Genomic DNA, 25030 nt, shown 5'->3' with positions numbered 1-25030 from the left:
CGCCATCGCCGCACGGAAGCGCTAGTGGATGGCGAGACGCCGGCGCGATGGCCCTGCCGGAGAGCAGGAACTATGATGAGCTACGCTCCCCCCAAGCCGGCGGCGAAAGCCTTCAACCAGCACAAGCGCCTGATTGTCGTGCAGGTGGCCGCAGTCCTCGCCATTGCGCCGCTGCTGTTCACAAAACCCTTTCTCGTCGAAGGCTCGGACGGGCATGAATACATGGAAGCGCTCGGCATCGGCTTCGTGCTGGTTTGCATTCTCGGCCGGCTGTGGAGCATTCTTTATGTCGGCGGCAGGAAGAACGACGAGCTGGTCACCATCGGTCCGTTCTCGATGAGCCGGAACCCGCTCTATTTCTTTTCCACGGTCGGCGCCGCGGGCATCGGGTTGATGTATGGCTCGGTGCTGGTGGCGGCTGCGCTCGCTCTGGTGAGCTACCTTGTGTTCCGGGTGACGGCGCGCAAGGAGGCCGAGTTCCTGTTTGGAAAGTTCGGCCCCGCCTACAGCGCCTATGCCGAACGCACGCCGCCGTTCTGGCCGAACCCGCTGCTGTTTCACGACCAGGCCGAACGCCGGTTCTCGACCAAGGCGTTGCGGCGGACATTCACGGACGGGCTCTATTTCTTGGCGCTGTTCCCGGTCATCGAGACGGTCGAGCAGTTGCGGATCAGCGGCGTGCTGCCGGTGTTTTTCACCCTTTACTGACGGGAACGCCGCGCCGCGCGGCGCACGCTGTAGAGCAGGATGGCGAGGCAGCCCGCCAGAAGCAGGATGCCGCCGGCAAGCGGCGGCAGCGCCAGCAGCTTCACCGCCGCGGTGATCGCCACGATCAGCAGCAGCGCCAGCGTCGCCAGGCTGCCGTCGTCGATGAACATGCCGACGAGTTCCTTCAGGATGAGGCGCAGGACTTTCATCGGGCAGCTCCTTGTGTAGCCTTGGGGTCGCGCAACCAGCGCACGATGGCGAAGGACGCGGCGGCGATGATGGCGAAGATGGCCAGCAGCGCCAGATCGGCGCCCGGCCAGTCGGCGCCAAGCCCTTCGCCGGTCCAGAAAATGCCGAAGCTGGTCAACATCAGGCCGACGGCGAATTTGAGCGCATTTTCCGGCACCCGCGCCAGCGGCCGATGCACCGCCAGGCCGATAATCGTTACCAGGATGAAGGCGGCCAGCGCGCCAAGGCTGGCATAGAAGGTCTGCGCGTGCGCAGCACCCACGGCAATGACGATGAACACCACCTCGACACCTTCGAGCAGCACCGCCTTGAAAGCCGTGAGCCCGGCCAGGTAATCGGCGCGGCGGTCATTGGCGTGTTGCTGCAAGGCCGCGGCTTCCTTGGAAAAGGCGGCGTCCTCGTCATGTAGGGCAATGATGCCGACGCCGCGCAAGATGGCTTTGCGCAGCCAGCGCATGCCAAACAGGATCAGGAGCACGCCGACGACGAACTGCAGCACGCTAATGGGAACCAGCGCCAGCAACGGTCCGAAGGCCAGCACCAAAGCTGCCAGCAGCGCCAGCGCAAGGGCGGCGCCCGTCAGCGCCGGCCGCCAGCTGCGGGTGACGCCGACCGCCAGCACGATGGTGAAGGCCTCGACCACTTCGACGAAAGAGGCGAGGAACGAGGCGGCCACAGTGGAAAGTATGGGCGTCAGGCCATGCATGAAGGCTTCCTGTCTGCTCGGGAATCACTGGACCGGGAATCATCAGGTATTGAGAACGATATAGCGCTGCGGCGGCAGCGAGAATGCGATCGATGCGTCGGCCGGTGGCGTTTTGGCCCATCGAGACGGACGCGTTGCGGCCCGAGCCACCGTAAGGTGCGCCAGCGACGGCGCTGGAAGTTGCCGCCGCCGATATTGACACCTGGCAAAGCCAAGCACTAACCTGCGGCGTAATCGGTTACGTAACCGATTACTATGGATCACAGAGGAGGAAATCATGAGCAAGAAAACAATTACGGACGGGCTCGGCCCGTTCTCGCGCCGCCAGTTCCTGATGACCAGCGCCATGGCCGCGGGGGCACTCGCGCTGCCGCTTGGGCCGGTCTTTGCCGCCGACAAGCCGAAGGTCGGACTGGTCATGAAGTCGCTGGCCAATGAGTTCTTCAAGCAGATGCAGGCCGGCGCCGAGGAGTATGCCGCCAAGAACAAGGACAAGTTCGACTTCGCCGCCGTCGGCATGAAGGACGAGCGCGACTTCGCCGCCCAGGTCGACGCCATCGAGAACTTCATCACCCAGAACTACAACATCATCGTCGTCGCGCCGGCCGATTCGAAGGCCATGGTGACGCCGATCGCCAAGGCGCTGCATGCCGGCATCAAGGTCATCAACATCGACGTCGCGCTCGACACCGAAGCCAAGAAGAAGGCCGGCATCGACCTCGCCTTCTTCGGTCCGGACAATCGCGGCGGCGCCAAGCTTGCCGGCGATGCGCTTGGCAAGGCGCTGGGCAAGGGCGGCAAGGTCGTCATCCTCGAAGGCAACCCCGAGGCCGACAATGCCAAGGAGCGCAAGCTCGGCTTCGACGATGCGGTCAAGGAGAACGGCCTCGAACTGCTCGACTCCAAGACGGCGCATTGGGAGACCGAGGAAGCCAACACGCTGATGACCAACTTCCTCACCCAGTACCAGGACATACAGGGCGTGATGGCGGCCAACGACTCGATGGCGCTCGGTGTCGTCAAGGCGCTCGACGCGGCCGGCAAGTCGGGCCAGATCAAGGTCGTCGGCTTCGACAACATCCCGGCCGTCGGCCCGCTGCTCAAGGCAGGCAAGATGCTCGCCACCGTTGAGCAGTATGGCGCGCAGATGGCAGCCATGGGCATTGATTACGGCCTGCGCGAACTTGCGGGCGAAAAATTCTCCGGTTGGGTCAAGACCGACATCAAGCTGATCACCGGCTGAGGCGAACGAAGGCGCCGGTACTCCCTCCGGCGTTTCCGCTTGTCTCATCATCGCCGCCGGCAATCTGCCGGCGGCGATGGCGACGCGCCCGCGCCGATTTCGCCGCGGACGAGCGCAGTTTAGGATTCCGCTGCCCATGGATGCGATTCTCTCCCTTGAAGGGGTCGGAAAGATTTTTCCCGGCGCCGTCGCGCTGAGCGAGGTGTCGCTGTCGATCGCGCGCGGTGAAACCCACATCATCCTGGGCGAGAACGGCGCCGGCAAGTCAACGCTGATCAAGCTCTTGGCCGGCATCTACCAACCGGACTCAGGCTCGATCGCCTTCAACGGCCAGTCCTATCGGCCGAAGACGCCGCATGATGCGCAGCTTTCCGGCATTCGCATCGTGCATCAGGAACTCAACCTTCTGCCCTATCTCAGCATCGCCGAGAATCTGATGCTGGAAAACCTGCCGCGGCGCGTTTTCGGCATCGTCGACGGCAAGGCGCTCAACAGCCGCGCATTGGCGCTGTTGAACGAGGTCGGGCTCGAGATCGACCCGCGCACCCGTGTCGAGGCGCTCGGCGTGGCGCAGATGCAGCTGGTCGAGATCGCCAAGGCGCTGAGCAATGACTCAAAGCTGCTTGTCCTCGATGAGCCGACGGCGACGCTGACGCCGCCGGAGATCGCGCGGCTGTTTGCCATCATCAAGCGGCTGAAGGCCAAGGGCGTCACCATCGTCTACATCTCGCACCGCCTGCACGAGGTGTTCGAGATCGGCGACCGGGTGACGGTGCTGCGCAACGGAAAACTGGTCGCGACGCGCGACCTGCAAGGCCTCACCGTGCCGGACCTGGTGCGGATGATGATCGGCCGCGACATTGCCGACGAGTACGGCTTCGATGCTTCGATCGTGCCGGGCACGGTCGCGCTCAGCGTCGTCAATCTCAAACGGAGCACCGAGACCCCTGCCATCTCCTTCGCTGTTCGCCATGGCGAGATTCTCGGGGTCGCCGGGCTGGTCGGCAGCGGCCGCACCGAGGCCATGCGGGCGCTGTTCGGGGCCGATCCGAAACTCGACGGCGTGGTCGAGATCGACGGCAAGCCGGTGGCGATCACCGCGCCCAAGGATGCAGTGCGGCACGGCTTGAGCCTGCTCACCGAAGACCGCAAGGGGCAGGGCCTGCTGCTCGACATGGCGGTGGACAAGAACATCACCATCACCGATCTGGGCAAGGTCTCGCACAACGGGCTGCTCAACCGCCGGGCCGAAGCCGCCGCGGCCAACGATCTGGTCGGCCAGCTCAGGGTCAAGGCGAGCTCGATCGAGCAGGCGGTGCGCAATCTCTCGGGCGGCAATCAGCAGAAGGTGGTGCTGGCGAAATGGCTGTTCAGGGGCACCTCGACGCTGATCCTCGACGAGCCGACCCGCGGCGTCGACATCGGCGCGCGGCGTGAGATCTACCAGCTGCTGTGGATGCTGGCTGCGGCGAAAAAGGGCATCATCATGGTGTCGTCCGACCTGCCCGAGCTGATGGGCATGTGCCACCGCATCATCGTCTTTTCCAAAAACAAGATTGTCGGCGACGTGCCGCGCGCCGCGTTCGACCAGGAGCACATCCTGTCGCTCGCCTATCAGGAGTATGTGCGACCATGAGCGAGACGTCGCAAGTGACTGCGTCGGCGCCTGTTTCCCCGGGCCGCGCGAAATTCCTGCGCTTTCTGGTGCGCGATGCCGGCGTGCTTTTGGCGCTGATGCTGATCACCGTGTTCTTCTCGGCGACGGCGCCCTACTTCGCCACGTCAGGCAATGCGCTGAAGATCTTCGTGCAGATCGCCATCAACACGGTGCTCGCGGCCGGCATGACCTTCGTCATCCTCACCGGCGGCATCGACCTTTCGGTGGGATCGGTGCTGGCGCTGTGCACGGTGGTCGGCGCAACGGTGATGATCGATGAGAGCCTGTCGCCGGGGGTGGCGATCCTGCTCGCGCTGCTGGCGTGCATGGCCACGGGAGCGGCCTGCGGCTTCCTCAATGGCTGGATCTCGACGCGCTGGAAGATCCCCTCCTTCATCGTCACGCTCGGCATGCTCAACATGGCGGCGGGCGCGGCCCGCGTGGTCAGCGACAATTCGACCATCACCGGCCTGCCGCAGAGTTTCGTCGATTTCGGCAACCTCATCATCGGCGGCTTCCTGCCGTCGATCTTCCTGATCGCGGTGCTGGTGATCGCGGCCGGCTGGTTCGTGCTGCGCTTCACCGTGTTCGGCCGCATGATCTTCGCCGTCGGCACCAATGACGAGGCTGTTCGCCTCTCCGGCCACAATCCGGATTTCTACAAGATCGCCGCCTTCACCATCAGCGGCCTGACCGCCGGCATCGCGGCGATGGTCTATCTGTTGCGCCTCAACATCGGCAGCCCGATCGCCGGCGTCGGCTACGAGCTCAACGCGATTGCCGCCGTCATCATCGGCGGCACCAGCCTCAGCGGCGGCAAGGGCTCGATCATCGGCACGCTGGTCGGCGCCTGCATCCTGCAGGTGCTGTCGACCGGACTGCAGCTGCTCGGCGTCGGCGACAATTTCAAGCCGATCGTGATAGGTCTTGTCATTGTGCTTGCCGTCATCCTAGACGCCTACAGGGAGCGGCTTCTAAGGGCGATCCGCTAGAGGAATAATCGATGACGACGATTGCCGATGTCGCGCGCCATGCCGGAGTATCGGTCGCAACCGTCTCGCATGTGATGAACCGCACGCGCCATGTCGAGCCGGAGACGGCCGAGCGCGTGCATTCGGCCATCGCCGCTCTGCGCTACAGGCCCAATACGCTCGCCCGCAGCCTGAGGCGCGGCGAGACCAAGACCATCGGCCTGCTGCTGCCGGACAATTCCAACCCGTTCTTCGCCAGCGTGGCCCGCCAGATCGAGGATGCCGGCTTCCTCGCCGGCTATACGGTGATCCTGTGCAACTCCGACGGCAGCGCCGAGAAGGAGGAGCGCTACCTCCAGGTGCTGATGGCCAAGCAGATCGACGGGCTGATCTTCGCCGGCTCGTCCGACCATGCGCGGGTGTTCTCCAGCGTGCTGCCCGGCGTGCCGGCGGTGCTGCTCGACCGCGAGATCCATTCGGTCAATGTCGATTCCGTGCTGGTCGATCACGATCATGGCGGCTATCTCGCCGGCCGCTATCTGGTCGGGCTCGGCCACGAGAAGATCGGCGTCATCGGCGGCCCGCGCGATTCCAGTTCCAGCCCGGCCCGCCTGCGCGGCTTCGCCAGGGCGCTGCAGGAAGCCGGGCTCGACCTGCCGGCGAATGCCGTGGTCGATTCCGATTATCACTTCGCCGGTGGCCGCACGGCGATGGAACGGCTGATGGCGCAGGCGCCCGGCATCACGGCGCTGTTTGCCTGCAACGATCTGATGGCCATGGGCGCGCTGACGGTGCTGCGGGCGCGCGGATTGCGGGTTCCCGACGACATGTCGATGATCGGCTTCGACGACATCCCCTATGCCGTCACCACCTGGCCGCCGCTGACGACGATCGCGCAGCCGGTCGAGAAGATCGGCACAAGGGCCGTGAGCCTGCTGCTCGCGCGTGTCGCCGAGCCGGCGGCGCATTCGCGCCGCGAAGTGCTCACGCCGGTGCTTGTCGAGAGGGAGAGCTGTGCGCCGCTTCGACAGTAGAGCCAGCTTTCTAGGCGTCTGTGCTGCCCCTCACCTGCCTACCGGCATCCTCTCCCCGTATAGTGACGGGGAGAGGGGCGCTCTCATCGATGGTTTCGCCAAGACATAATGCCGAAGGTGAGGTCAGCCACTTTCTCCCCGTCACTATACGGGGAGAAATGCCCGGCAGGGCAATGAGGGGCGGCGCTGCCCTGGCAAGCAGAGTTTCGATCGGCTTTGACTACTCAAGCAATTTCTTCACGCAGCCGGCTGCAGCGCTGCCCTGAGCAGCATGCCGAAGAGGTCGCGCGGCTCGTCGGGGTCAGCGAGCAGGTCGAGCTCCTCATAGAGGCCGGTGGCCTGGAGCTGGTCGCGAACATAGCGAAGTGCGGAGAAATCTTCCGTGGCGAAGCCGACGGAATCGAACAGCGTGATCTGTTCGGGTGCCTTGCGGCCTTCCGCCTGGCCGGTCATCACCTGCCACAGCTCGGTCACCGGATGGTCGGCGTCGAGCTGCTGGATCTCGCCCTCGATTCGCGTCTGCGGCGGGAACTCGACGAAGATGTCGGAGCGCAGCAGGATGTCGCGATGCAGCTCGGTCTTCCCTGGGCAGTCGCCGCCGACCGCGTTGATATGGACGCCGGAGCCGACCATGTTGTCGGTGAGGATGGTGGCGTACTGCTTGTCGGCGGTCACCGTGGTGATGATGTCGACGCCTTCGACCGCATCCTGGCCGGCCGTGCAGATGGTGATGTCAAAGCCCTTGCCGGCGAGGTTGCGGGCGCATTTTTCCGAAGCGGAGCGGTCGATGTCGTAGAGCCGCAGCCGGTCGATGCCGAGCAGCGCCTTGAAGGCGACGGCCTGGAATTCCGACTGGGCGCCATTGCCGATGATGGCCATGGAGCGCGAACCCTTGGGCGCCAGATATTTGGCGGCGACAGCCGAGGTTGCCGCAGTGCGCAGCGCCGTCAGGATGGTCATTTCGGTGAGCAGCATCGGATAGCCGGAGCCGACATCGGCGAGCACGCCGAAGGCGGTGACGGTCTGGCGGCCCTCGCGCATGTTTTTCGGATGGCCGTTGACATATTTGAAGCCGTACATCTTGCCGTCGCTGGTCGGCATCAGTTCGATGACGCCGTCATGGCTGTGCGAGGCGATGCGCGGCGTCTTGTCGAACAGCTCCCAGCGGCGGAAATCCTCCTCGATATAGGCGGCGAGCTCGGTCAGGAACCGCTCGACGCCGATGGTCAGCACCAGCTTCATCATGCGGTCGACGCTGACGAAGGGAACGATGGCAAGGCGGGAAGGCTGGGTCATGCAATGCTTCCGGAATGGCTGCGGGTTGGGCGGTCCATGATGCGGCGGCCCATCAGGCTGGCGGTGAGGTCGACCATCAGCGTGGCGGTGCGGCCGCGCTCGTCGAGGAAAGGGTTGAGCTCGACCAGATCGAGGCTGGAGACCAGGCCGCTGTCTGACAGCATCTCCATCACCAGATGCGCCTCGCGGAAGGTGGCGCCGCCGGGCACTGTGGTGCCGACAGCCGGCGCGATCGAAGGGTCGAGGAAGTCGACGTCGAGGCTGACATGCAGCAGGCCGTTGGCCTCTTCGACAAGGGCGAGGAAGGCGCGCAGCAAAGGCGCGACGCCGTGCTCGTCGATGGTGCGCATGTCGTGCACGGTCACGCCCGCTTCGTTCAGCGCCCGGCGCTCGGCCGGATCGACGCTGCGCAGGCCCATGACACAGATGCGGGCGGGATCGACGGCGACGGGCAGGTCCGGGAAATAGCCGTTGAAGCCTGGCCGGCCGCTGGCATAGGCAAGCGGCACGCCGTGCAGATTGCCGCTGACGGTGGTGTCGAGCGTGTGGAAATCCGGATGCGCGTCGAGCCACAGCACGAAGAGCGGCCGGCCGCGCTCGGCCGCCCGGCGCGCTATGCCTGATACGGTACCGGCTGATATCGCGTGGTCGCCGCCAAGAAAGATCGGCATGGCGTCCTGCGAGGCCGCATAGGCGGTCTCGGCGATCGCCGCCGTCCAGGCGGAGATCTCCGGCAGCGCCTTCAGCGCAAGATTGCCGTGGACGATGGCGCGCGCCGCAGCCGGCTGCACCGCGCCCCAGTCCTCGACCTCATGGCCGAGTTCGGAGAGGACCGAGACAAGCCCTGCCGTGCGCAGCGCGCTCGGCCCCATCTCGCATCCCATCCTGCCCGCGCCGTCCTGCACCGGCGCGCCAACGATCCTGCAGCGCATGATTCTTTTTGTCCTTGCAATTGATTGGGCGATTGATGCGTGGAATGAACCATTCCCGCCCGGCAGTTTGAACAGGCGAAATTGGCATTTCGAAAAGAATGATTTATCATTTCGAGAAGCCATCTTGATCAAAATGGATAAATTCATGGACGCGCTCGACGAAAGGCTGGTCACGCTGCTCAGGCACGACGCGCGGCGCAGCATCTCCGACCTCGCGGTCGATCTCGGGGTGTCGCGCGCCACGGTCCGGGCGCGCATGGAGCGGCTGGAAAAGTCGGGTGAGATCATCGGCTACACCGTGGTGCTGCGCGCCGACGCCGTCGACCAGAGGATACGCGGGGTGATGATGATCGAGATCGAAGGCCATGCCGCCGACCGCGTGGTCCGGGCGCTCGGCGGCCTCGCCGAGGTCTCGACCATCCACACCACCAATGGCCGCTGGGACCTGGTGGTCGAGCTCGGCACGGCCTCACTCACCGATTTCGACGCGGTGCTGCGCCGCATCCGGCTCATCCCCGGGATAACCGGCAGCGAGACCAGCCTGCTCCTGGCAACGCCGCGGACGACAAGGGCGCGGTTGGCGTAGTCAGTAAAAAGGGCCAGGCCTTGACCACCGCCGCCGGCAGGGGATTGTCCATCGACCGGATTTTGGGGCGATGGATCAGGTAGCCACAGTAGTAACATGATGGTCGTCCTATTCGGGCCGTCGCCGAGGCACAAGGCTGGTATTCGAAGGCGGTCACCGTCTATAAGCGGAGCACCAAATAGCTATCGTTTGGAAGCTCGTTTCTCCGCAATAGGTGCGAACTCAAGCTTGTAGCTACCGAGGTTGAATCGCCTGCGCTTTGAAGGGCTAATCTCGCTTTTGACGCTTCGGGTTGCTTCGTCGATATCGAGTACAAACGCAAACGCTAGTTGGCCTTTGTTGGTGATCTCGGTGAGAGTCCCATTTGCGTTGTGGTAAAATAGCTCCTGCCCGTCGGTGGACACGAAAGACAGAGCCGATTTTCGGTCCGCCCTGTCCCATACTTCGCTTTCGCGGAGAAGCTGAATGGCAGGCTTGATACGCCGAATCTCTATTCCGGATCGAGCCAGGCTATTAATTAGACGGGCGACGACCAAATCTCGATAGGAGTAGTACCGAACCACGCCCCTTCGACCGGCCGTCCCATGGGAGGCCGTGAGATAATTTTCCCGAGCTAGATAGTTGACCATATGAAGGCTCAGGCCCGAGATGGTCGCTACCTCTCGCGCCGTGAATCCATTGAGCACCTTACGGGGTGTGGGCAACTTCTAAAAATCCATCAAATAAATTGAAGTTAGAGCTTACTTCAATTATAGTGTTTTGGGAATGATGTCACTTTTCGAAGGCGCTAAGTGCCGTCGAGGCAAATCTGGGCAGGCAAAACGACACGGGTACTAGCACTGGCGTTTCCGACTTCGACACGAAATGATAGGCTGATAAGCCGCAGAGCGGCTACGGAGTGACAAAATGCGCCTCGAGCCTTCTCGCGATATCGGATTCCAGAATGTCCTACAAAATGGTTTGGCCATTATGCGTGGTCAAATCCAGGATACGGCCGTGCGCGATCACGCATTCAGTGCATTGATTGAGATTTTTTCAGAGGCCGATCGCGGTTCGCGTCGACTGGGCATGCAGAACTTGGCCGTCAATGCCGGCGACCGCTTGGCTTTAGAGCGCTTCACGGTTTTCTATCGGTACTTGACTGACGTCTATGGGGCTGAACTGGCTGTTCGGCTTTCCGAAACTACTGAACTGTTGCGTCGGATGAAAAACGCTGACGATGTCGACGATATCTCCAAGGAACGAGCCGCGGCGCTTATGGCGAGCTTTTTGGACGCGCTTTTAAGGGATCGAGCCCTTAAACCTCTGCAGGCGCCGAAAATGGTCCAATACGGCTGACGTGCCTGTGACGACGGAGCTTGCGCGTCGTTCGTGCCTGTTCTTTCTGCAGCGACTGCATTACGAAGTCGCTCGCTTGCAAGAGATATCTTTTCCCGGCCATCATCCAGGCCCTCGCAAATGGCTCAAGTTCATAGGCGGTGCAATTGATACTGCCCGGGGGTATCTTGAACTAGCCCATCAACGGGGAATATCGGAAGCCGATGCTAAGGCACTCATCCAATGGGCGGAAATACTCGGCGGCGAAGCCTACGAATGGCTAAACCATGTGGCAGGGGCAGACGCGACAGGTATTTCGCATCAGGTTGTCGCACCCTTTCAGCGATGGGTCGACGCCCTCCAGATAGACAATACGATCTTTTTCCGAGCCGAGCACCTTTCGAACTATGAAATTTGGACCTACGACGTCAAGAATTACGCGGCAAACCTGCCGTCGCCATCTCAAAGCTTAGTGGACGCAACGGCTTGCAATTGATTGGCCAGTCTTGCGTGTGACCGTTCCATCTCAATCGTTGGGAATGCTTCCCCATTTCGCGGTGGTGGCTCACGAGTTAGGGCATGCTATTCAAGATACAATCAGCTTGGATCTGTCGGCGTACGCGACGCAGGAACAGGACTTTTTCGCGCGGGTGACAACGCGGCTTGGTAACAACGGTGCTTCATTTGGCACTGCCGAGCAGCTGCGCTGCCAGGAGATAGCGGACAACTGGATAAATGAATTTAAGGCGGACGCGGTAGGACACACACTAGCTGGGCCGGCGTTCTTCTTCGCTCTGGCATCTTATTTGGAGCTCGCTGGTTCGGGGTATGGCATCGCACCGACTCATCCACCGTCCGACTTGCGATTGAAAACACTGTTAGGCGCGCTCAACGATGGCACGCCGAGCTTTCACACGCTCTGCCTTTCCAAACTGAACTTAGCCCTCGACGTTAAAGTTGTGAGCCCGAACCTCACCCAGTGCCCCGCGGCTGACGATCTATTTATCGACTTGTCAAAAGAATTTAGCATTAGGGATTCTGTAATATGCGTTGAGCTGGTTAGTTATATCACTGACGTGGCTCCGCTGATCTTCGACGCAGCACACAAGCGCATAGAAGCTATAGCACCGGACATAATGTACGGCGTGGTGGATTTTTCCAAGGACCTGGAGACCCACCTTGACCTGTTAGTTGGCATGGTCCCTCCCATTGAATACCTCGACGGGGCGGAGTGGAGAGCGGCCGGGCTCGCCTCGATCCTAAACGTTGGTTGGGCGGCCCTTCTATCTCGCCTAGATAGTATGCCCGAGATCAACCCGGCCTTGCCCGATCTAACCCTGAAAATGGACCGTCTTCACGAACTTCTCCTAAAAGGTGTCGAGCTGTCCGAAGCACGACGACAGTGGCAGGAACACAGCACATGACAGTGCTTTCCACCGAAGCCATCGTTGAGCGATTGCATTCCAAGGATCCGAGACGTCTTTTGGTAGTGCGTCCGTTGCTGGATTTGGCCGACCAGGCAAAGGCCGGCCAAGGCGCGCTCGACGTTCGCCTTGGGTTTGAGTTCTGTCTCGTAACGGCTTCGTCGTTTGGATCGATAGATGAATTCGCTTCGTCAGATACAGTGCCGCCTTCGTCGTTCTCGCGACTTTACCGCCGACAATACGTGCCGTTGGGTGGGAAAATAATCATCCACCCTCATCAGTTCATGCTGGCCCAGACAATGGAATACATGCGCCTGCCGAGCGATCTAATGTCCTACGTCGTCGGCCGTTCTACATGGGGTCGGCTCGGTTTGATTGTCGCAACTGCGATCGGAATCCATCCAGGTTTCGCTGGAAACCTCACGCTTGAACTTAGGAATTTGGGCGAGACGCCATTGACGCTTTATCCAGGTCAAACGGTCGCTCAGCTGTTTTTTCATACTATTGTCGACGGCAACGGGCACGCTGCCTCAACAGCACCGGTGGGCGCGCAATACGCAGGTAGCGTCGATATGGTTCCGCGGCGTATCTCATCGGCAAAGACTTCGGGCACGTTGAAGAGGCTAATTGACACCCACCGGGCAAGTCTCGATTAAGCGGCGAGACGTGCTGCCCGCCACAAATGAAAAAGGCCGGAGCGATCCGACCCATCTCACAAGCGCTTAATTTCCTTGGGAGAAAACTGGAGCGGGTGCCAAGGTTCCACCATCCAAACCACCAATGGCCGCTGGGACCTGGTGGTCGAGCTCGGCACGGCCTCGCTCACCGATTTCGACGCGGTGCTGCGGCGGATACGGCTCATCCCGGGGATAACCGGCAGCATCCAGCGCTTGAAAGAAGACGTATCCACTGCACCCCCCCCGGTCAAGCAGTCGCAGACATCTGGTTGGATAGTACCGTATCGCTGTTTTCTTTCAACGCGACCTGATGCTTTCGGGCGGACCTATGATGCAAGCATCAAGTCCCGTGGATGGCCCTCTGTCCGGCTGGGTGATTGCCGCGCTTCTCGAGAAGAGCGTCGATCGGCCCCGGAATGCGAAAAAGGCGCGGCGGATCGCGGCATTTCGATGCCTGATTCCGCTTGAGGAAGCCGAAGCGGGTGAAGCGGTTCGAACGCTCGACCCCGATCTTGGCAAGACGCCGGACGGGCACCATGATGCGAAGTCCCGGAGCCGACCCGAGGAAAAAAGCGGAAGCCGCCGATGCTCAAGATGTGCCTCCTGCTGCTGACCTATGCCATTGCACCGATGGTCGCCGGACACGGCATAGCGCCGATGGCGATGCTTTTGGTCCGAGTCGAGTTTCTGACATGGCCACTGGCGCTGAGCTGGGGCGCCATTATTATCGTGGTTGCCGTATTCACCTGCCTGCGCGCGGGAACGCTCGCACAGCTTGTTGCGCAACTTGCAGGCACGATCATTCTCTACGGCTCCTGGCTCGCCAATGTCCACCATTTGAACCAGTTCAACGAGCAGGCCGAACAACGAATGGCACTTGAAAGTATGCTGCTGTTTTCTTTGCCGTTTCAGTTGGCCACGGTCGTGGTGATGTGCGTCCTTGCCGTTCAACTCAAGCGGGCGTTCTCCGAGCCGAAGGACGGGTTCCCGCGATAGATTGGGCGGCGAAATTCCATTCCAGAAGGATGAGCCGGGCCCAAACGAGCAAAAACGCCGCCCGGAGCCGTCTCTGATCTGCTTTGCCCCCCGGGGAAATTGAAGCGGGTGAAGCGACTAGAGCGCTCGACCCAACCTTGGTCAGGTCAATTTGCGTTGCCGTTGCACCGCGTTGAATCGGCGCAGGGACCGGGAGCTTGCCACCGGCCTAAGCTGATGGCAGGATAAAAGGCCGCAACGTGCGGCCTCTGGCGGTCGTTGCGTTTCAATGGATTATGAAGCATTTTCCCAAGGTGCGGGGTTCTCCTCACAATGTGCGGCAACCTCGTTTCCCCTGGTCGCTCTCAACTTTTCGCAATATGCGCGCTGCCTGCCTCAGGCCGCAGGCATGTAATTCCACGGGGTCAAGCCTCATGACAGAGATTTGTGCTCGGGTCGTCTATCGTCTGCGAAGACAAGGGATCGCGCCACAAACAGCGCCCCTTGGCATTCGTGCCCAGGGGACGAACGCCGTTGTGTACCTCGCGCCCATCATGTCTCAGAACAGGTCGGCAGGCCCGCGGATGATTTCGAAGCTTGCGGGGTTGCCCACCGTCCGGCGAGAATTCTAAAAGACGTTCAACATGACACAGCACGCAAAAGACGCTCGAATTCTGATGTACAGCCACGACACGTTCGGGCTCGGCCACCTGCAGCGGTGCCGAACGATCGCGCATTCGCTGGTCGGGGATTTCCGCGGACTTCAGGTGCTTATCATCTCGGGTGCGACCATCGCCGGCGCCTTCGACTACCGCGCCCGTGTCGACTTCGTGAAGATTCCCAGCGTCATCAAGCTGCGCAACGGCGAATACACCTCGCTGGAAAAGGATATCGATCTGCATGAGACGCTGAGGATGCGTCAGTCGATCATCCGCCACACGGCCGAGAGCTTCCGGCCGGATATCTTCATCGTCGACAAGGAGCCGCTCGGCTTGCGCGGTGAGATCGAGGACACTCTGTCCTACCTCAAGACGCGGGGCACCACGCTCGTGCTCGGCCTGCGCGAGGTGATGGACGCGCCGCATCTGCTCGAAGCTGAGTGGGCGCGCAGGGATGTGATGCGCAAGATCGGCCTGTTCTACGACAAGGTCTGGGTCTATGGCCCGCCGGATTTCTACGATCCGTTGACCGGCCTGGATGTGCCGCCGGCGGTCAGGGCAAAGATGAAGTTTGTCGGTTTCCTCCAGCGGAGCCTGCAGCAGAACGAGTTGCCCGGCCACAGGCCCGAGGGCGACTATATCCTGGTTACCACCGGTGGCGGCGGTGACGGCGCCGACCTGATCCACGACGTCATCGATGCCTATCAGCAGGATTCGCAATTGCAGCATAGGGCGCTGATCGTGCTGGGGCCCTACATGCCGGCGCGCAAGCGCAACAAGCTGGTCAGGAAGGGTGCCAAGATCCCCTATGTCAAGATCATCGAGTTCGACAACCGCATGGAAGAGCTGATTGCCGGCGCCAAGGCGGTGGTGGCGATGGGCGGCTACAACACCTATTGCGAGATATTGTCTTTCGACAAGCCGGCGCTGATCGTGCCACGCGTCACGCCCCGCGAGGAACAACTGATCCGCGCCCGGCGCGCAGCCGAACTCGGCCTCATCGAGATGCTTTTGCCGGAAGAAGCCGAGGATTCCCAGCGGTTCGCCGATGCATTGAAGGTGTTGCCGGATCGGCCCCGCCCATCGCAAAGCAATCCGCATCTGACGCTGGAAGGGCTGCCTCATATTTCCGAAATCGTCGCAGAGCTGCTCGACCGCCGGGCCGGCCATCACCTTTCGGTCATTGAAGGTGTGAACTGAGTTGCAAAGCCGCAAGATCGTCGTGGTTCTGAAGGGCTATCCGCGGCTGTCGGAAACCTTCATCGCGCAAGAACTGCTCGGTCTGGAGCGTGCGGGGTTCGACCTCATACTCTTCGCGCTCAGGCGGCCGACCGACGCACAGCGTCACCCCGTGCATGACGAGATCAAGGCGCCCGTCCATTATCTGCCGGAATATCTGCATAGAGAGCCGCTGCGCGTGGTTCGCTCGCTGTTTGCGTCCCTGCTGCGGCCGGGCTTCTGGCGCGCGCTCAAATCGCTGGCTGCAGATGTCCCCCGCGACTTTACGCGCAATCGCGTGCGCCGCTTCGGGCAAGCGCTCGTGCTGGCGGCCGAATGGCCGCAAGATGCAGGCTGGCTGCATGCCCATTTCGTGCACACGCCGGCATCCGTGACGCGCTATGCCAGCCAGCTTCGTGGCCAACCCTGGAGCTGCTCGGCCCATGCCAAGGACATCTGGACTTCGGCGGACTGGGATCTGGCCGGCAAGCTTTCCTCGGCGCGCTGGACGGTCACCTGCACGCAAACCGGCTTCGACCGCCTGAAAAAACTCGCCAACGGCAGCTCGTCCGTGCATCTGAGCTATCATGGGCTCGACCTCGATCGCTTTGGCAGTTTCGACGCGGCGCGAAAACAACATGACGGCTCGGCGCCGGACGAACCGGTCCTCATCTTGAGTGTCGGGCGCGCCGTTGCAAAGAAAGGTTACGACACGTTGCTGGAGGCTCTTGCCCTCTTGCCTGGTGATCTGGCGTGGCGGTTCGAGCATATCGGCGGCGGTGAGGAACTGGAACGGCTCAAGGCGCTGGCGCGAAAGCTCGGACTGGAGGGCCGCGTCTCCTGGAAAGGCGCGCTGGCGCAGAAGGAGGTGCTCGAGCACTATCGCAGCGCCGACATCTTTGCGCTCGCGTGCAGGATCACCGCGGATGGCGACCGGGACGGTCTGCCCAATGTTCTGGTGGAGGCGGCCAGCCAGCGGCTTGCCTGCGTGTCGACCGATATTTCCGGCGTGCCGGAGCTTTTATCGTCGGATGAAACCGGGCTGCTGATTCCCTCGGAAAACCCGGCTGCCCTGGCACAGGCGCTGGAGCGCCTGATCCGTGATCCCGTGCTGCGCGCCCGCCTCGGCGACGCCGCGGAGCGGCGCGTGCGCGGCAATTTCGATCATATGGCAAGCATTGGACAGCTCAAGGACCTGTTCGAGCGGGAGTGGCGGGCCGCCGAATGAAGCGGCTGCGCGCTTTCTTCTATGTCCAGCACCTGCTCGGCATCGGCCATCTCGCCCGCGCCAGCCGCATTGCAGCGGCCCTGGCCGATGACGGGTTTGACGTCACCGTCGTGACCGGGGGAGCGCCGATCGCGGGCTTTCCGGGACCGGGTGTAAAATCTGTAACGCTGCCGCCTGTCACCTCCGGCGATGAAGGATTTTCCGGGCTTGTCGACCTGCAAGGCAAGCCCGTCGACGATGATTTCAAGACGCGGCGTTGCGGGATGCTGCTGCAGGCATTCCGCGATTGCAGGCCTGACATCGTCATTGTCGAGGCGTTTCCCTTTGGACGCCGGCAGATGCGTTTCGAACTCTTGCCGCTGATCGAGGCCATCGACGCGATGTCGCCCAGGCCGCTTTTGGCGACGTCGGTGCGCGACATCCTTCAGGAGCGCGTCAAGCCGGGCCGAAACGAGGAAACGGTCGATCTCGTCAACGGGCATTTCGACCTTGTCATGGTCCATGGCGATCCGGCTTTCGCAACCATCGACAAGACATTTCCACTGGCGGGAGCGATCAGGGCCGCGGTTGCCTACACAGGGCTCGTTGCCGCGCCCCCGGCGCCCGCAGCTTCCGAGCGCTTCGACGTCGTGGTGTCGGTTGGCGGCGGGGCTGCCGGAAAGAGCCTTGTCCGATCCACCATCGCGGCGGCGCACAATGCCGACAATGCCCGGAAGTGGTGTTTGATCACCGGCCCAAACCTGCCGAAGGATGAGTTTGACACGATTTCACGCGATGCCACGCCGGGCCTGTCCATCTTCCGGTTCCGCGAGGATTTCGCCAGCCTGCTGACCGGTGCCTGGCTGTCGGTCTCGCAGGCGGGTTACAACACGGTCTGCGATGTCCTGCGCGCGGGGTGTCGCTCCCTGCTTGTACCGTTCGCGGCCGGCGGGGAAACCGAACAGACGGTCCGCGCCCTGATGCTCGAAGAACTCGGTCTGGCGACGGTGCTGGCGGAAAAGGACCTGACGCCTGAGGGTCTGGCGAAAGCGATCGAGCAGGCGCTTGCGGGACCGAAGCCGGCCGCGCATCGTCTCGATCTGGAAGGCGCGCGCCGCTCGGCGCAAATCCTGCACGAGCGATATCGGACCTGGTCCCCGAAAACCTGATGCGGGTCGCGTCCGGGTTCGATTCGCCCAACGCGCTTCAAACAGTTCCAATCAGCATGAAGCGCGTATAATTTTTTGTCGGCAGTTCGCCGGAAAACATGATCTCCCGCAGCGCCGCCATGGCTTCGAAGGCTGCCAGTGACGCCACGCAGTTGATGTGCGTCGGCTCGCTGAAATAATCGTTCGATTGCAGCAGCACAGTCGTGCCCCGCGGAAGCAGGGCAAGCCAGGCGGGCAGGTCGGCTATGTGTTCGCAGCTCGTATTGACCACCAGGTCAGGCTGCCCGGCCGCATAGTCGAGTGCGTACATATCGTCCGTCAGCGCCCGGAAGCGGTCGCCGGCTTCCCGGTTGAGGGTTCGGGCGACCGCCTCGACTTCGGGATCGATGTCGATGCTATCGACCGCCGCGATGTCGAAACGGGCGTCGTTGAAAAGCATTGCCGGCAACACGCCGTACCATCCACCCAGAACCCATATGCGCCCGAACCGGCCGCCGCGGCTTTCGAACAGCCTGTCGAGCGCCCACATCTTGCAGGCGACCTGCTTGTGGTTGAAGGCGTTGGCGATATCGGCCTGCGGATGCTTGGCGATCACGCGCGCAAGCGCGGACACGAGAGGGTGGTTGACGTAGGCCGCAATTCCCCGCGTGAGGTCCAGGGCTTGCTCGTGCCCGTCCATGCCGGCATTGCGTGGTTGCGTGACATCCATCATATTCGTCTTCTATGTTGGGATTTCGGGCGACACAACGCAATCTTGCCTCTCGCGAGGCTGTTCGACTTGCGGACGTGACTATGCCGCAAGTCGTTTTGCCATTGCCCGCTGCCGGAGGGAACCTATTGCATCTGTTCGGACCATTGGCGTCCATCCGCCGGCACGAGTCGCGCAGCGGCGGCCCCCTGCTGTTGGGCTATTCGCCAAAATCCCACGCAAGCCGCCAGCCGTTTGGCCGCCTGCATCGTTCCACCTGAGGGGTCCGCAGTCGCATATGGAACCCAGCCTAGCCCGCTATATCTGGAGGCACACCAGGAAGCAGCAGATCTGGATATTGGCGATCGTCTTGCTTTCGATGATCCCTTATTTCATGTCCTTCAACCTGCCGAAGCTGATCGTCAACGGCCCGATCCAGGGCAAGGGCTTCGAGCAACCCGGCGCGACCCTTCCCTTCATGAGGCTGCACTATGACGTGCCGTTCATTGGCGAGGTCCAGTTCTTCTCCGGTTTTCAACTCGACCGCACGGCGACGCTGCTTGCCCTCAGCGTCGTGTTCCTCTTGCTGGTCGTCATCAACGGCCTGTTCAAACTCTACATCAATACCTACAAAGGCCGCCTCGGCGAACGCATGCTGCGGCGTATCCGCTTCGATCTGATCGATCGTGTGCTGCGTTTTCCGCCGATTTACTTCAAGCGGGTGAAATCAGCCGAAGTGGCGACCATGGTGAAGGACGAGGTGGAGCCGCTGGGCGGCTTCATCGGCGATGCCTTCCTGCAGCCGGTGCTGCTCGGCGGCCAGGCGCTGACAGCCATGCTGTTCATCATGGTCCAGAACGTCTGGCTCGGCATGATTGCGGTGGTGATCGTGGTGATCCAGATCGTGCTCATCCCGCGCATGCGGCGGCGGCTGCTCGTGCTCGGGCGCCAACGGCAATTGACGGCGCGCGCGCTTTCGGGCCGGGTTGGCGAAATCGTCGACGGCATCGGCGCGGTCCACGTCCACGACACCTCGAACTACGAGCGCGCCGACATAGCCGCCCGGCTAGGGCTCATCTTCAAGATCCGCTTCGATCTTTACCAATGGAAATTCATGGTAAAGTTCCTCAACAATTTTCTCGCGCAACTCACGCCGTTTCTGTTCTACATGATCGGCGGCTATCTGGTCATCGCGGGCCGGCTCGACGTCGGCCAACTGGTGGCCGTGATCGGCGCCTACAAGGACCTGCCCGGACCGATGAAGGAACTGATCGACTGGGATCAGGATCGGCAGGACGTCCAGGTCAAATACCAGCAGGTCGTCGAACAGTTCAGCGTCGAGGATATCATTGCGCCTGATATCGGGGCATTGACGATCGACGATCCCGGTCGGATGACAAAACCGCTGTCGGCGGTCGGTCTGTCCATAGCAGACGATGGCGGCGCAATGCTCCTCAACCGTATCTCCATGCAGGTCAAGCCGGGCGAGACGGTGGCGCTGGTCAGTACCTCAACAGGTGGAGCGGAGGCGCTGGCAGAAGCCTTCGCACGGCTGAACTGGCCGGAAAGCGGAAAGGTCGCTTCGGGCGCCGACGACCTGCTTGAACTCCCCGAAGCAGTGACCGGCCGGCGCATGTCCTACGCCTCGTCGGATGTTTTCCTGTTCCAGGCAAGCCTGCGCGATAACCTGCTCTACGGGTTGAAGCATGCGCCGCTGACATCGGTGACTTATGAAGGCGCCGCGGCAGACAAGCAGCGCTGGAACATCGACGAGGCGCGCCGGTCGGGCAATCCGCATTTCGATATCCACAGCGACTGGATCGACTATATCTCCGCCGGTGCTACCGGCCCGCATGACCTCTTTGAAGCCGTGCGCCGGGTACTCGACGCGGTTCTTCTGTCGCGCGACATTCTGGATCTTGGCTTGCGCTCTTCGGCCGACCTCACGCGTCACACGAAGCTTGCCGGGCGGATCGTCGAACTGCGTGCAGCGCTGCGAGCCCGGCTGGAACAGGAAGGGCTGCGCGAACTGGTGGTTCCTTTCGAGCCGGGCGCTTACAACACCGAAGCGACGATCGGTCAGAACCTGCTTTTCGGCGCTGCCGCCGGCCCCGAGCTGGCCGACAAGGCTCTGGCGGCCAATCCCTATTTTGCTTCCGTGCTGAAGCAAGCCGGCCTCGACCGCACGCTCTACGAAATGGGCATGGAGATTGCCGAACAGGCGATCGAGCTGTTTGCCGACCTGCCGCCCGATCACCAGTTCTTCCAGCAGCTCGCCTTCATGAGCGCCGAGGAGATACCCGCCTACGAGACCTTGCTGCAGCGGCTCAAGAACCGTCCCTACGAGGCGGTTTCGGAGGCCGACCGCGCCATGATCATCACCTTGAGCTTTGCTTATATCGAGCCCCGGCACCGCTTCGGCCTGCTGACCGACGAGCTGATGGGCAAGATCGTCGCCGCGCGCAACCAGTTCTATGAAAATCTGCCGCCCCAGCTGCAAAACGCGATCGAACGGTATGATCCTGACAAATACATTGCCGCGGCCACCGTCATGGACAATGTCCTGTTCGGGCGCGTGGGCACCAACCATCCCGACGCGCCGGACCGCATACGCTCAATCGTCTATGACATTCTTGACGAACTGGGGCTTTATGTCGAGCTGCTGGATGTTGGCCTGGACTTCAATGTCGGCGCCGGCGGCAGGCGGCTAACCGGTGGACAGCGCCAGAAGCTCGATGTTGCCCGGGCCTTGCTCAAGCGTCCCGATTTTCTCATTCTCAACCGGCCGCTATCGGCGCTCGACCAGCGCATTCAGGACAAGGTGCTGCGAAACGTGCTCGAGGAAGCCAGGCGCGACGGCCATTCGCCGGCAATCGTGTGGGTCGTGACGAACCCGGCAATGGCGATGATGTTCGACCGCGTTATCGTCTTTGACTCTGGCCAATTGGTGGAAGACGGTACGCACGAGACACTTTTGGCAGGGAACGGTATCTTCAAGGAACTTCTGTCATAGTCTGGCAGACGCGAATTTAGGAAGGTTTGCGACAATGCTGCTCAAGGATGAAGTTGGAATGCTGCAACGCGTTCCCTTGTTCTCTGGCATCGAGCCGGCAAAGCTCAAGCTGCTTGCGTTCACATCCGACCGCGTGAACTACAGCGCCGGCGAGATTCTTTTCCGGCAGGGCGACGAGGGAGACGCCGCCTATGTCATCCTTTCAGGCAAGGCTGATATTCTGGTCGATTCCGACAGCGGGCCGATAAAAGTTGCCGAACTGCTGCCAAATTCGATCGTTGGCGAGATCGCCATATTGTGCAACAGCTCCCGCACCGCCACCGTCAGGGCGGCAACTTCGCTGGAAGTCCTGAGAATCCGCAAGGATCATTTCCTGAGACTTATGAAGGAGTTTCCGGAAATGACCATCGAGATGGTGCGGGTTCTTGCCGATCGGCTAAGCCATACGACCGCGGATCTGATCGATGCACGAAACGCCTGAAGCTACGGTAGGCAAAAGGTAGCATGGACGACGATTTTTTCCTGGTCAGGTTTTGGGGCGTGCGCGGCAGCATTGCGGTATCCGGGCCAGAATTCGCTCGCTATGGCGGCAACACAATCTGCATTGAAATGCGATGCGGCGAGCACACGCTTCTGTTCGATGCGGGCTCCGGCCTGCGGCCTGCCGGAAAGGCGCTTCGGGCGTCAGGCGTCACCGATTTCGACCTGTTTTTCACCCATTGCCACTACGACCACATCATCGGGCTGCCGGCTTTCAAGCCGATATATGAACGGGGCATCAAGCTTACGCTTTGGTCCGGGCATCTCGCTGGACACATGACGACCCGCCAGATGATCGACGAGTTCATTCGGCCGCCGTGGTTTCCGGTAAAACTGGATATCTGCAGGGCAAGCCTAGACTACCGCGATTTCGTATCCGGAGCCGTGCTTCGGCCGCGCGAAGGGGTTGTGCTGCGAACCGGCAGTCTTACCCATCCGGGCGGCTGCATCGGCTACCGGGTCGAATGGGGCGGCCGCGCCGTGGCGGTGATCACGGACACCGAGCACGAGCCGGGAAAACTCGATCAGGCGGTGCTTCAGCTGATCGAAGGTGCCGATCTCGTCATCTACGATTGCACCTACACCGAGGAGGAAATGGAGCGCTACCGCGGAAACGGGCACTCGACATGGCAACAGGGCGTCAAGCTGTGCGAGGCGGCCGGTGCGAGGGGGCTTGCGCTGTTTCACCACGATCCGACACGCACCGACGAGCAACTGGACGAGATGGAGAAACTGGCCCAGGACAGGTTTGCCGGCGCTTTTGCCGCGCGGGATGGCCAGACGCTCCAATTCCCGGTCTCGTTGCACAAAAAGCGCTGAGCTATTTTTCTCTCCTTGTTTGAGCATGATCTCTGGACAAACGGAAACCGTTTGTCCGAGAAAACCGGATTCCACTTTTCGGGATCATGCTGTAGCGGCGCTGCGCCCGATCAATGTCCGGATCGGAAGCCATGTGCAGGCTTCAGTCCGAGCTGTGACTGCGAACAGCCGTTCAAGGAAAAGCCAGGCCGATTCATCATGGACGAGGTGGTGGGTGAGCAGGCCGACCGGTTCGCCGCCATCAAGTGCATGCTGCAATTGCGCGATGATGGCCTGAACCAACAGGCCATGGTCGCGGCAGCCGCGCGTGCCATGCCAATCCATGATGTCGACATTGCTGTTGATGACAGCCAGGGGAGCCGGCTTCGGCGGCCCATAGATCGACAATGCCGCAAATCCTATGGATCCAAGGTCGGATACCAGACCGGCGTCGATCCTGTTCCAGGGTGGCACCAGCATCGGAACGGCACGTGCGCCGTGCAGGCCGCTTAGGTGCGACAGCCCGCGAGCCAGATCGTCGAGCACCGCCTCGCGTGGCCGATGCGGGCCGAGCTCCTGCTTTTTCTGGTCCGCGGGCGCATGATTTCGGTGCGCCCAGCCATGGATGGCGACCGTGGCATGCGGCGCCTCGTCAAGCCGGACGACAAGCTTGCCGTCGGTCTCGGCCGGAATGACAGCCAGAGTGACCGGAACCGCGAATTCACCGGTGAGGTCGAGCAGCCGATCAAGCGCGGCCGTCGGATCCACGGCGTCATCGTCGCGCAGCCAGAACTCCGCCTTGCGGCCCGCCCGTTGCCGGCGCGCCAGTTCGTCCACCAAGGGCTGCCAGATCGGATCGGGTGTCATGAGACCGGGATCTTCTTGAGAAGTTCGGCCAGACGCGCCGCCGCACCACCCAGCGAGCGCTCTTCGAGGACGAAACGCCTGGCTTTTGCGGCCATGATGGTCCTTTCGTCGTTATGGGCCAGGAGCCTTGCAATGGCGGAAGCGAACGCCGCTATATCGCCCGGTGGGGTGAGAAACCCTGTCTGGCCATCCCGCACGACCTCCGGCACGCCGGCAATGTCCTGAGCCACCACCGGAAGGCCGGCGGCCTGGGCTTCAAGATAGGCAACGCCATAGGCCTCGCCGTAACCCGGCCAGACGTAAATTCCCTTGGTATAAAGGACATCCGGTACGGCGGCCGGCTCGATCGCGCCAAGCCATTCGATACGGTCGGCGGGCAAGCCGGCGAATTGCGCTTTGACCTCGTCTCGGGCAGGTCCATCGCCGATGACCGACATGGTCCAGGGCAGGTGGCCGATCGAGCCGAGCGCTTGCGCCAGCATGCGATAGCTTTCGACTTTGTCGCCCGGGCGCATCATGGCAACGGTAACGAGGCGCGTCGGACAACCCCGGGCCGGCGTTTCCCGGAATGCCGATGTGTCGATGAAGGGCGAAAGCATGCCGAGAGCGGCGTCAGGAATCACATCTGCCAGTCCCTGCCGATCCCTTTGTGTGAAGCAGATGTTCAGCGCCGCCTGTTCGACGGCTCGCGCCACCAGCGCCTGGCTATCGGCCCACAAGCCGGCGTTGCGCCGCCTGGAATAGGAGGCTTCCGCTGTCACATAGGGGACAGCAAAGGCCGACGCCAGCTCTGGCCCGATGAGGTCGGGCGCCTTGTAGTAGGGATGATAGCAGAACCAGAGATCGGGCTTGCCGTCACGCTCCCAAAGCTTTGTCAGCCGCGCGGCTTCGTCCCGGGCCTCGATCTTGAGCGCATCGAAACTTTTCGGCTCCGGCTGGCGTAGATAGAAGCGCAACTCCGATGCCAGTTCGACGCTATGCCCGCCGTGCTGCAGCGCCTTGACCAGCATCCGTGCCATCTGGCGGTCGCCGGAGACAACAGGATCATTGGGCGACTTCAGCGGCGCGTAAAAGGCAATTCGCATTGCGCGATCCT

At 61.8% G+C, this 25030-nt stretch carries 25 protein-coding genes and 1 pseudogene; 18 read left to right on the top strand and 8 right to left on the bottom strand.

The window, feature by feature from the left end; genetic code table 11:
* Nucleotides 1-75: 75 nt before the first annotated feature.
* Nucleotides 76-708 (top strand): methyltransferase family protein, encoded by a 633-nt coding sequence (locus AC1D1L_RS29765; RefSeq protein WP_477344910.1) that lies wholly within the window; start codon nucleotides 76-78, stop codon nucleotides 706-708.
* On the opposite strand, the gene AC1D1L_RS29760 is transcribed toward AC1D1L_RS29765, so the two are convergent.
* Both AC1D1L_RS29760 and AC1D1L_RS29755 read right to left on the bottom strand, forming a co-directional pair.
* On the bottom strand, nucleotides 702-917 hold the full coding sequence (locus tag AC1D1L_RS29760) for a hypothetical protein (protein ID WP_477344909.1): 216 nt from the start codon (nucleotides 915-917) through the stop codon (nucleotides 702-704). The two genes, AC1D1L_RS29765 and AC1D1L_RS29760, sit on opposite strands and share 7 nt — an antisense overlap.
* Nucleotides 914-1663 (bottom strand): COG4280 domain-containing protein, encoded by a 750-nt coding sequence (locus tag AC1D1L_RS29755; RefSeq protein WP_477344908.1) that lies wholly within the window; start codon nucleotides 1661-1663, stop codon nucleotides 914-916. Before AC1D1L_RS29755 ends, AC1D1L_RS29760 begins: the two co-directional genes overlap by 4 nt.
* 334 nt (nucleotides 1664-1997) lie before the next feature.
* On the opposite strand from AC1D1L_RS29755, the gene AC1D1L_RS29750 reads away from it, so the two are divergent.
* The 4 genes from AC1D1L_RS29750 (at nucleotide 1998) to AC1D1L_RS29735 (ending at nucleotide 6568) form a co-directional block, all read left to right on the top strand.
* On the top strand, nucleotides 1998-2906 hold the full coding sequence (locus AC1D1L_RS29750) for a substrate-binding domain-containing protein (RefSeq protein WP_477344925.1): 909 nt from the start codon (nucleotides 1998-2000) through the stop codon (nucleotides 2904-2906).
* 136 nt (nucleotides 2907-3042) lie between these two features.
* Complete coding sequence (locus AC1D1L_RS29745; RefSeq protein WP_477344907.1) at nucleotides 3043-4542, top strand: sugar ABC transporter ATP-binding protein; 1500 nt, start codon at nucleotides 3043-3045, stop codon at nucleotides 4540-4542.
* 98 nt (nucleotides 4543-4640) lie between these two features.
* On the top strand, nucleotides 4641-5555 hold the full coding sequence (locus tag AC1D1L_RS29740; RefSeq protein WP_477344924.1) for an ABC transporter permease: 915 nt from the start codon (nucleotides 4641-4643) through the stop codon (nucleotides 5553-5555).
* An 11-nt stretch (nucleotides 5556-5566) separates the two neighbouring features.
* Complete coding sequence (locus tag AC1D1L_RS29735; RefSeq protein WP_352583193.1) at nucleotides 5567-6568, top strand: LacI family DNA-binding transcriptional regulator; 1002 nt, start codon at nucleotides 5567-5569, stop codon at nucleotides 6566-6568.
* 237 nt (nucleotides 6569-6805) lie between these two features.
* Here the strand turns inward: AC1D1L_RS29735 and AC1D1L_RS29730 are convergent, their stop codons facing one another.
* Together AC1D1L_RS29730 and rocF are read right to left on the bottom strand one after the other, a co-directional pair.
* Nucleotides 6806-7864, bottom strand: a complete 1059-nt coding sequence (locus tag AC1D1L_RS29730) for an ornithine cyclodeaminase (protein ID WP_477344906.1) — start codon at nucleotides 7862-7864, stop codon at nucleotides 6806-6808.
* Nucleotides 7861-8796: an arginase gene (gene rocF, locus AC1D1L_RS29725; RefSeq protein ID WP_477344904.1), complete on the bottom strand. Its 936-nt coding sequence runs from the start codon at nucleotides 8794-8796 to the stop codon at nucleotides 7861-7863. Before rocF ends, AC1D1L_RS29730 begins: the two co-directional genes overlap by 4 nt.
* A gap of 145 nt (nucleotides 8797-8941) precedes the next feature.
* On the opposite strand from rocF, the gene AC1D1L_RS29720 reads away from it, so the two are divergent.
* A complete protein-coding gene (locus AC1D1L_RS29720) occupies nucleotides 8942-9382 on the top strand; it encodes an Lrp/AsnC family transcriptional regulator (protein ID WP_112560188.1) in 441 nt (146 codons plus the stop codon).
* A gap of 182 nt (nucleotides 9383-9564) precedes the next feature.
* On the opposite strand, the gene AC1D1L_RS29715 is transcribed toward AC1D1L_RS29720, so the two are convergent.
* Nucleotides 9565-10068: a MerR family transcriptional regulator gene (locus AC1D1L_RS29715; protein ID WP_477344923.1), complete on the bottom strand. Its 504-nt coding sequence runs from the start codon at nucleotides 10066-10068 to the stop codon at nucleotides 9565-9567.
* 220 nt (nucleotides 10069-10288) lie between these two features.
* On the opposite strand from AC1D1L_RS29715, the gene AC1D1L_RS29710 reads away from it, so the two are divergent.
* The 9 genes and pseudogenes from AC1D1L_RS29710 to AC1D1L_RS29670 all read left to right on the top strand — a co-directional run bounded on the left by AC1D1L_RS29710 (nucleotide 10289) and on the right by AC1D1L_RS29670 (nucleotide 18028).
* Nucleotides 10289-10720, top strand: coding sequence for a hypothetical protein (locus tag AC1D1L_RS29710; RefSeq protein ID WP_477344902.1), 432 nt, complete (start codon nucleotides 10289-10291; stop codon nucleotides 10718-10720).
* A 7-nt stretch (nucleotides 10721-10727) separates the two neighbouring features.
* Nucleotides 10728-11195, top strand: coding sequence for a hypothetical protein (locus AC1D1L_RS29705; RefSeq protein WP_477344900.1), 468 nt, complete (start codon nucleotides 10728-10730; stop codon nucleotides 11193-11195).
* A gap of 10 nt (nucleotides 11196-11205) precedes the next feature.
* Nucleotides 11206-12123: a M48 family metalloprotease gene (locus tag AC1D1L_RS29700; protein ID WP_477344898.1), complete on the top strand. Its 918-nt coding sequence runs from the start codon at nucleotides 11206-11208 to the stop codon at nucleotides 12121-12123.
* Nucleotides 12120-12779, top strand: a complete 660-nt coding sequence (dcd, locus tag AC1D1L_RS29695; RefSeq protein WP_477344896.1) for a dCTP deaminase — start codon at nucleotides 12120-12122, stop codon at nucleotides 12777-12779. The genes AC1D1L_RS29700 and dcd overlap by 4 nt, the downstream gene beginning before the upstream one ends.
* Before the next feature lie 105 nt (nucleotides 12780-12884).
* A pseudogene (locus tag AC1D1L_RS29690) lies at nucleotides 12885-13004 on the top strand (Lrp/AsnC ligand binding domain-containing protein); the annotation flags it as partial.
* 381 nt (nucleotides 13005-13385) lie between these two features.
* Nucleotides 13386-13796, top strand: a complete 411-nt coding sequence (locus AC1D1L_RS29685) for a hypothetical protein (RefSeq protein ID WP_477344894.1) — start codon at nucleotides 13386-13388, stop codon at nucleotides 13794-13796.
* 623 nt (nucleotides 13797-14419) lie between these two features.
* Nucleotides 14420-15634: a glycosyltransferase family protein gene (locus AC1D1L_RS29680; RefSeq protein ID WP_192258801.1), complete on the top strand. Its 1215-nt coding sequence runs from the start codon at nucleotides 14420-14422 to the stop codon at nucleotides 15632-15634.
* Between the two features lies 1 nt (nucleotide 15635).
* Nucleotides 15636-16880 (top strand): glycosyltransferase family 4 protein, encoded by a 1245-nt coding sequence (locus AC1D1L_RS29675; protein WP_477344892.1) that lies wholly within the window; start codon nucleotides 15636-15638, stop codon nucleotides 16878-16880.
* Nucleotides 16877-18028 carry a glycosyltransferase family protein gene (locus AC1D1L_RS29670; RefSeq protein WP_477344890.1) on the top strand — a complete coding sequence of 384 codons (1152 nt, stop codon included), beginning with the start codon at nucleotides 16877-16879 and terminating at the stop codon, nucleotides 18026-18028. The genes AC1D1L_RS29675 and AC1D1L_RS29670 overlap by 4 nt, the downstream gene beginning before the upstream one ends.
* A gap of 37 nt (nucleotides 18029-18065) precedes the next feature.
* Here the strand turns inward: AC1D1L_RS29670 and AC1D1L_RS29665 are convergent, their stop codons facing one another.
* Nucleotides 18066-18740, bottom strand: a complete 675-nt coding sequence (locus tag AC1D1L_RS29665) for a class I SAM-dependent methyltransferase (RefSeq protein WP_477344888.1) — start codon at nucleotides 18738-18740, stop codon at nucleotides 18066-18068.
* 274 nt (nucleotides 18741-19014) lie between these two features.
* Between AC1D1L_RS29665 and AC1D1L_RS29660 the strand changes: the two genes are divergently transcribed.
* The 3 genes from AC1D1L_RS29660 to AC1D1L_RS29650 are packed head-to-tail and all read left to right on the top strand — an operon-like array spanning nucleotide 19015 to nucleotide 23088.
* Nucleotides 19015-21729, top strand: a complete 2715-nt coding sequence (locus tag AC1D1L_RS29660; protein WP_477344886.1) for an ABC transporter transmembrane domain-containing protein — start codon at nucleotides 19015-19017, stop codon at nucleotides 21727-21729.
* A gap of 34 nt (nucleotides 21730-21763) precedes the next feature.
* Nucleotides 21764-22210 (top strand): cyclic nucleotide-binding domain-containing protein, encoded by a 447-nt coding sequence (locus AC1D1L_RS29655; RefSeq protein ID WP_192258797.1) that lies wholly within the window; start codon nucleotides 21764-21766, stop codon nucleotides 22208-22210.
* A 23-nt stretch (nucleotides 22211-22233) separates the two neighbouring features.
* The gene (locus AC1D1L_RS29650) at nucleotides 22234-23088 is read left to right on the top strand and encodes an MBL fold metallo-hydrolase (RefSeq protein ID WP_477344884.1); all 855 of its coding nucleotides are present in this window, start codon (nucleotides 22234-22236) and stop codon (nucleotides 23086-23088) included.
* Between the two features lie 84 nt (nucleotides 23089-23172).
* Here AC1D1L_RS29650 and AC1D1L_RS29645 read toward each other — a convergent pair whose 3' ends face one another.
* Both AC1D1L_RS29645 and AC1D1L_RS29640 read right to left on the bottom strand, forming a co-directional pair.
* A complete protein-coding gene (locus tag AC1D1L_RS29645) occupies nucleotides 23173-23934 on the bottom strand; it encodes a polysaccharide deacetylase family protein (RefSeq protein ID WP_477344882.1) in 762 nt (253 codons plus the stop codon).
* On the bottom strand, nucleotides 23931-25019 hold the full coding sequence (locus AC1D1L_RS29640) for a glycosyltransferase family 4 protein (RefSeq protein ID WP_477344880.1): 1089 nt from the start codon (nucleotides 25017-25019) through the stop codon (nucleotides 23931-23933). Before AC1D1L_RS29640 ends, AC1D1L_RS29645 begins: the two co-directional genes overlap by 4 nt.
* Between the last annotated feature and the right edge of the window lie 11 nt (nucleotides 25020-25030).

It is taken from the genome of Mesorhizobium sp. P2_D6 (genome assembly GCF_056404315.1).
The sequence above is the reverse complement of the archived record's forward strand: the minus strand, read 5'-3'. Positions and strand labels throughout refer to the sequence as shown.

Bases quoted from the DNA above. Each gene is read 5' to 3' on its own strand.
- dcd (WP_477344896.1), top strand. From the start codon at position 12,120: ATGACAGTGCTTTCCACCGAAGCCATCGTTGAGCGATTGCATTCCAAG.
- AC1D1L_RS29685 (WP_477344894.1), top strand. From the start codon at position 13,386: ATGCTCAAGATGTGCCTCCTGCTGCTGACCTATGCCATTGCACCGATG.
- AC1D1L_RS29655 (WP_192258797.1), top strand. From the start codon at position 21,764: ATGCTGCTCAAGGATGAAGTTGGAATGCTGCAACGCGTTCCCTTGTTC.
- AC1D1L_RS29740 (WP_477344924.1), top strand. From the start codon at position 4,641: ATGCTGATCACCGTGTTCTTCTCGGCGACGGCGCCCTACTTCGCCACG.
- AC1D1L_RS29755 (WP_477344908.1), bottom strand. From the start codon at position 1,663: ATGCATGGCCTGACGCCCATACTTTCCACTGTGGCCGCCTCGTTCCTC.
- AC1D1L_RS29765 (WP_477344910.1), top strand. From the start codon at position 76: ATGAGCTACGCTCCCCCCAAGCCGGCGGCGAAAGCCTTCAACCAGCAC.
- AC1D1L_RS29735 (WP_352583193.1), top strand. From the start codon at position 5,567: ATGACGACGATTGCCGATGTCGCGCGCCATGCCGGAGTATCGGTCGCA.
- AC1D1L_RS29710 (WP_477344902.1), top strand. From the start codon at position 10,289: ATGCGCCTCGAGCCTTCTCGCGATATCGGATTCCAGAATGTCCTACAA.
- AC1D1L_RS29750 (WP_477344925.1), top strand. From the start codon at position 1,998: ATGACCAGCGCCATGGCCGCGGGGGCACTCGCGCTGCCGCTTGGGCCG.
- AC1D1L_RS29680 (WP_192258801.1), top strand. From the start codon at position 14,420: ATGACACAGCACGCAAAAGACGCTCGAATTCTGATGTACAGCCACGAC.
- AC1D1L_RS29660 (WP_477344886.1), top strand. From the start codon at position 19,015: ATGGAACCCAGCCTAGCCCGCTATATCTGGAGGCACACCAGGAAGCAG.
- AC1D1L_RS29645 (WP_477344882.1), bottom strand. From the start codon at position 23,934: ATGACACCCGATCCGATCTGGCAGCCCTTGGTGGACGAACTGGCGCGC.
- AC1D1L_RS29640 (WP_477344880.1), bottom strand. From the start codon at position 25,019: ATGCGAATTGCCTTTTACGCGCCGCTGAAGTCGCCCAATGATCCTGTT.
- AC1D1L_RS29720 (WP_112560188.1), top strand. From the start codon at position 8,942: ATGGACGCGCTCGACGAAAGGCTGGTCACGCTGCTCAGGCACGACGCG.
- AC1D1L_RS29745 (WP_477344907.1), top strand. From the start codon at position 3,043: ATGGATGCGATTCTCTCCCTTGAAGGGGTCGGAAAGATTTTTCCCGGC.
- rocF (WP_477344904.1), bottom strand. From the start codon at position 8,796: ATGCGCTGCAGGATCGTTGGCGCGCCGGTGCAGGACGGCGCGGGCAGG.
- AC1D1L_RS29730 (WP_477344906.1), bottom strand. From the start codon at position 7,864: ATGACCCAGCCTTCCCGCCTTGCCATCGTTCCCTTCGTCAGCGTCGAC.
- AC1D1L_RS29670 (WP_477344890.1), top strand. From the start codon at position 16,877: ATGAAGCGGCTGCGCGCTTTCTTCTATGTCCAGCACCTGCTCGGCATC.
- AC1D1L_RS29665 (WP_477344888.1), bottom strand. From the start codon at position 18,740: ATGATGGATGTCACGCAACCACGCAATGCCGGCATGGACGGGCACGAG.
- AC1D1L_RS29760 (WP_477344909.1), bottom strand. From the start codon at position 917: ATGAAAGTCCTGCGCCTCATCCTGAAGGAACTCGTCGGCATGTTCATC.
- AC1D1L_RS29650 (WP_477344884.1), top strand. From the start codon at position 22,234: ATGGACGACGATTTTTTCCTGGTCAGGTTTTGGGGCGTGCGCGGCAGC.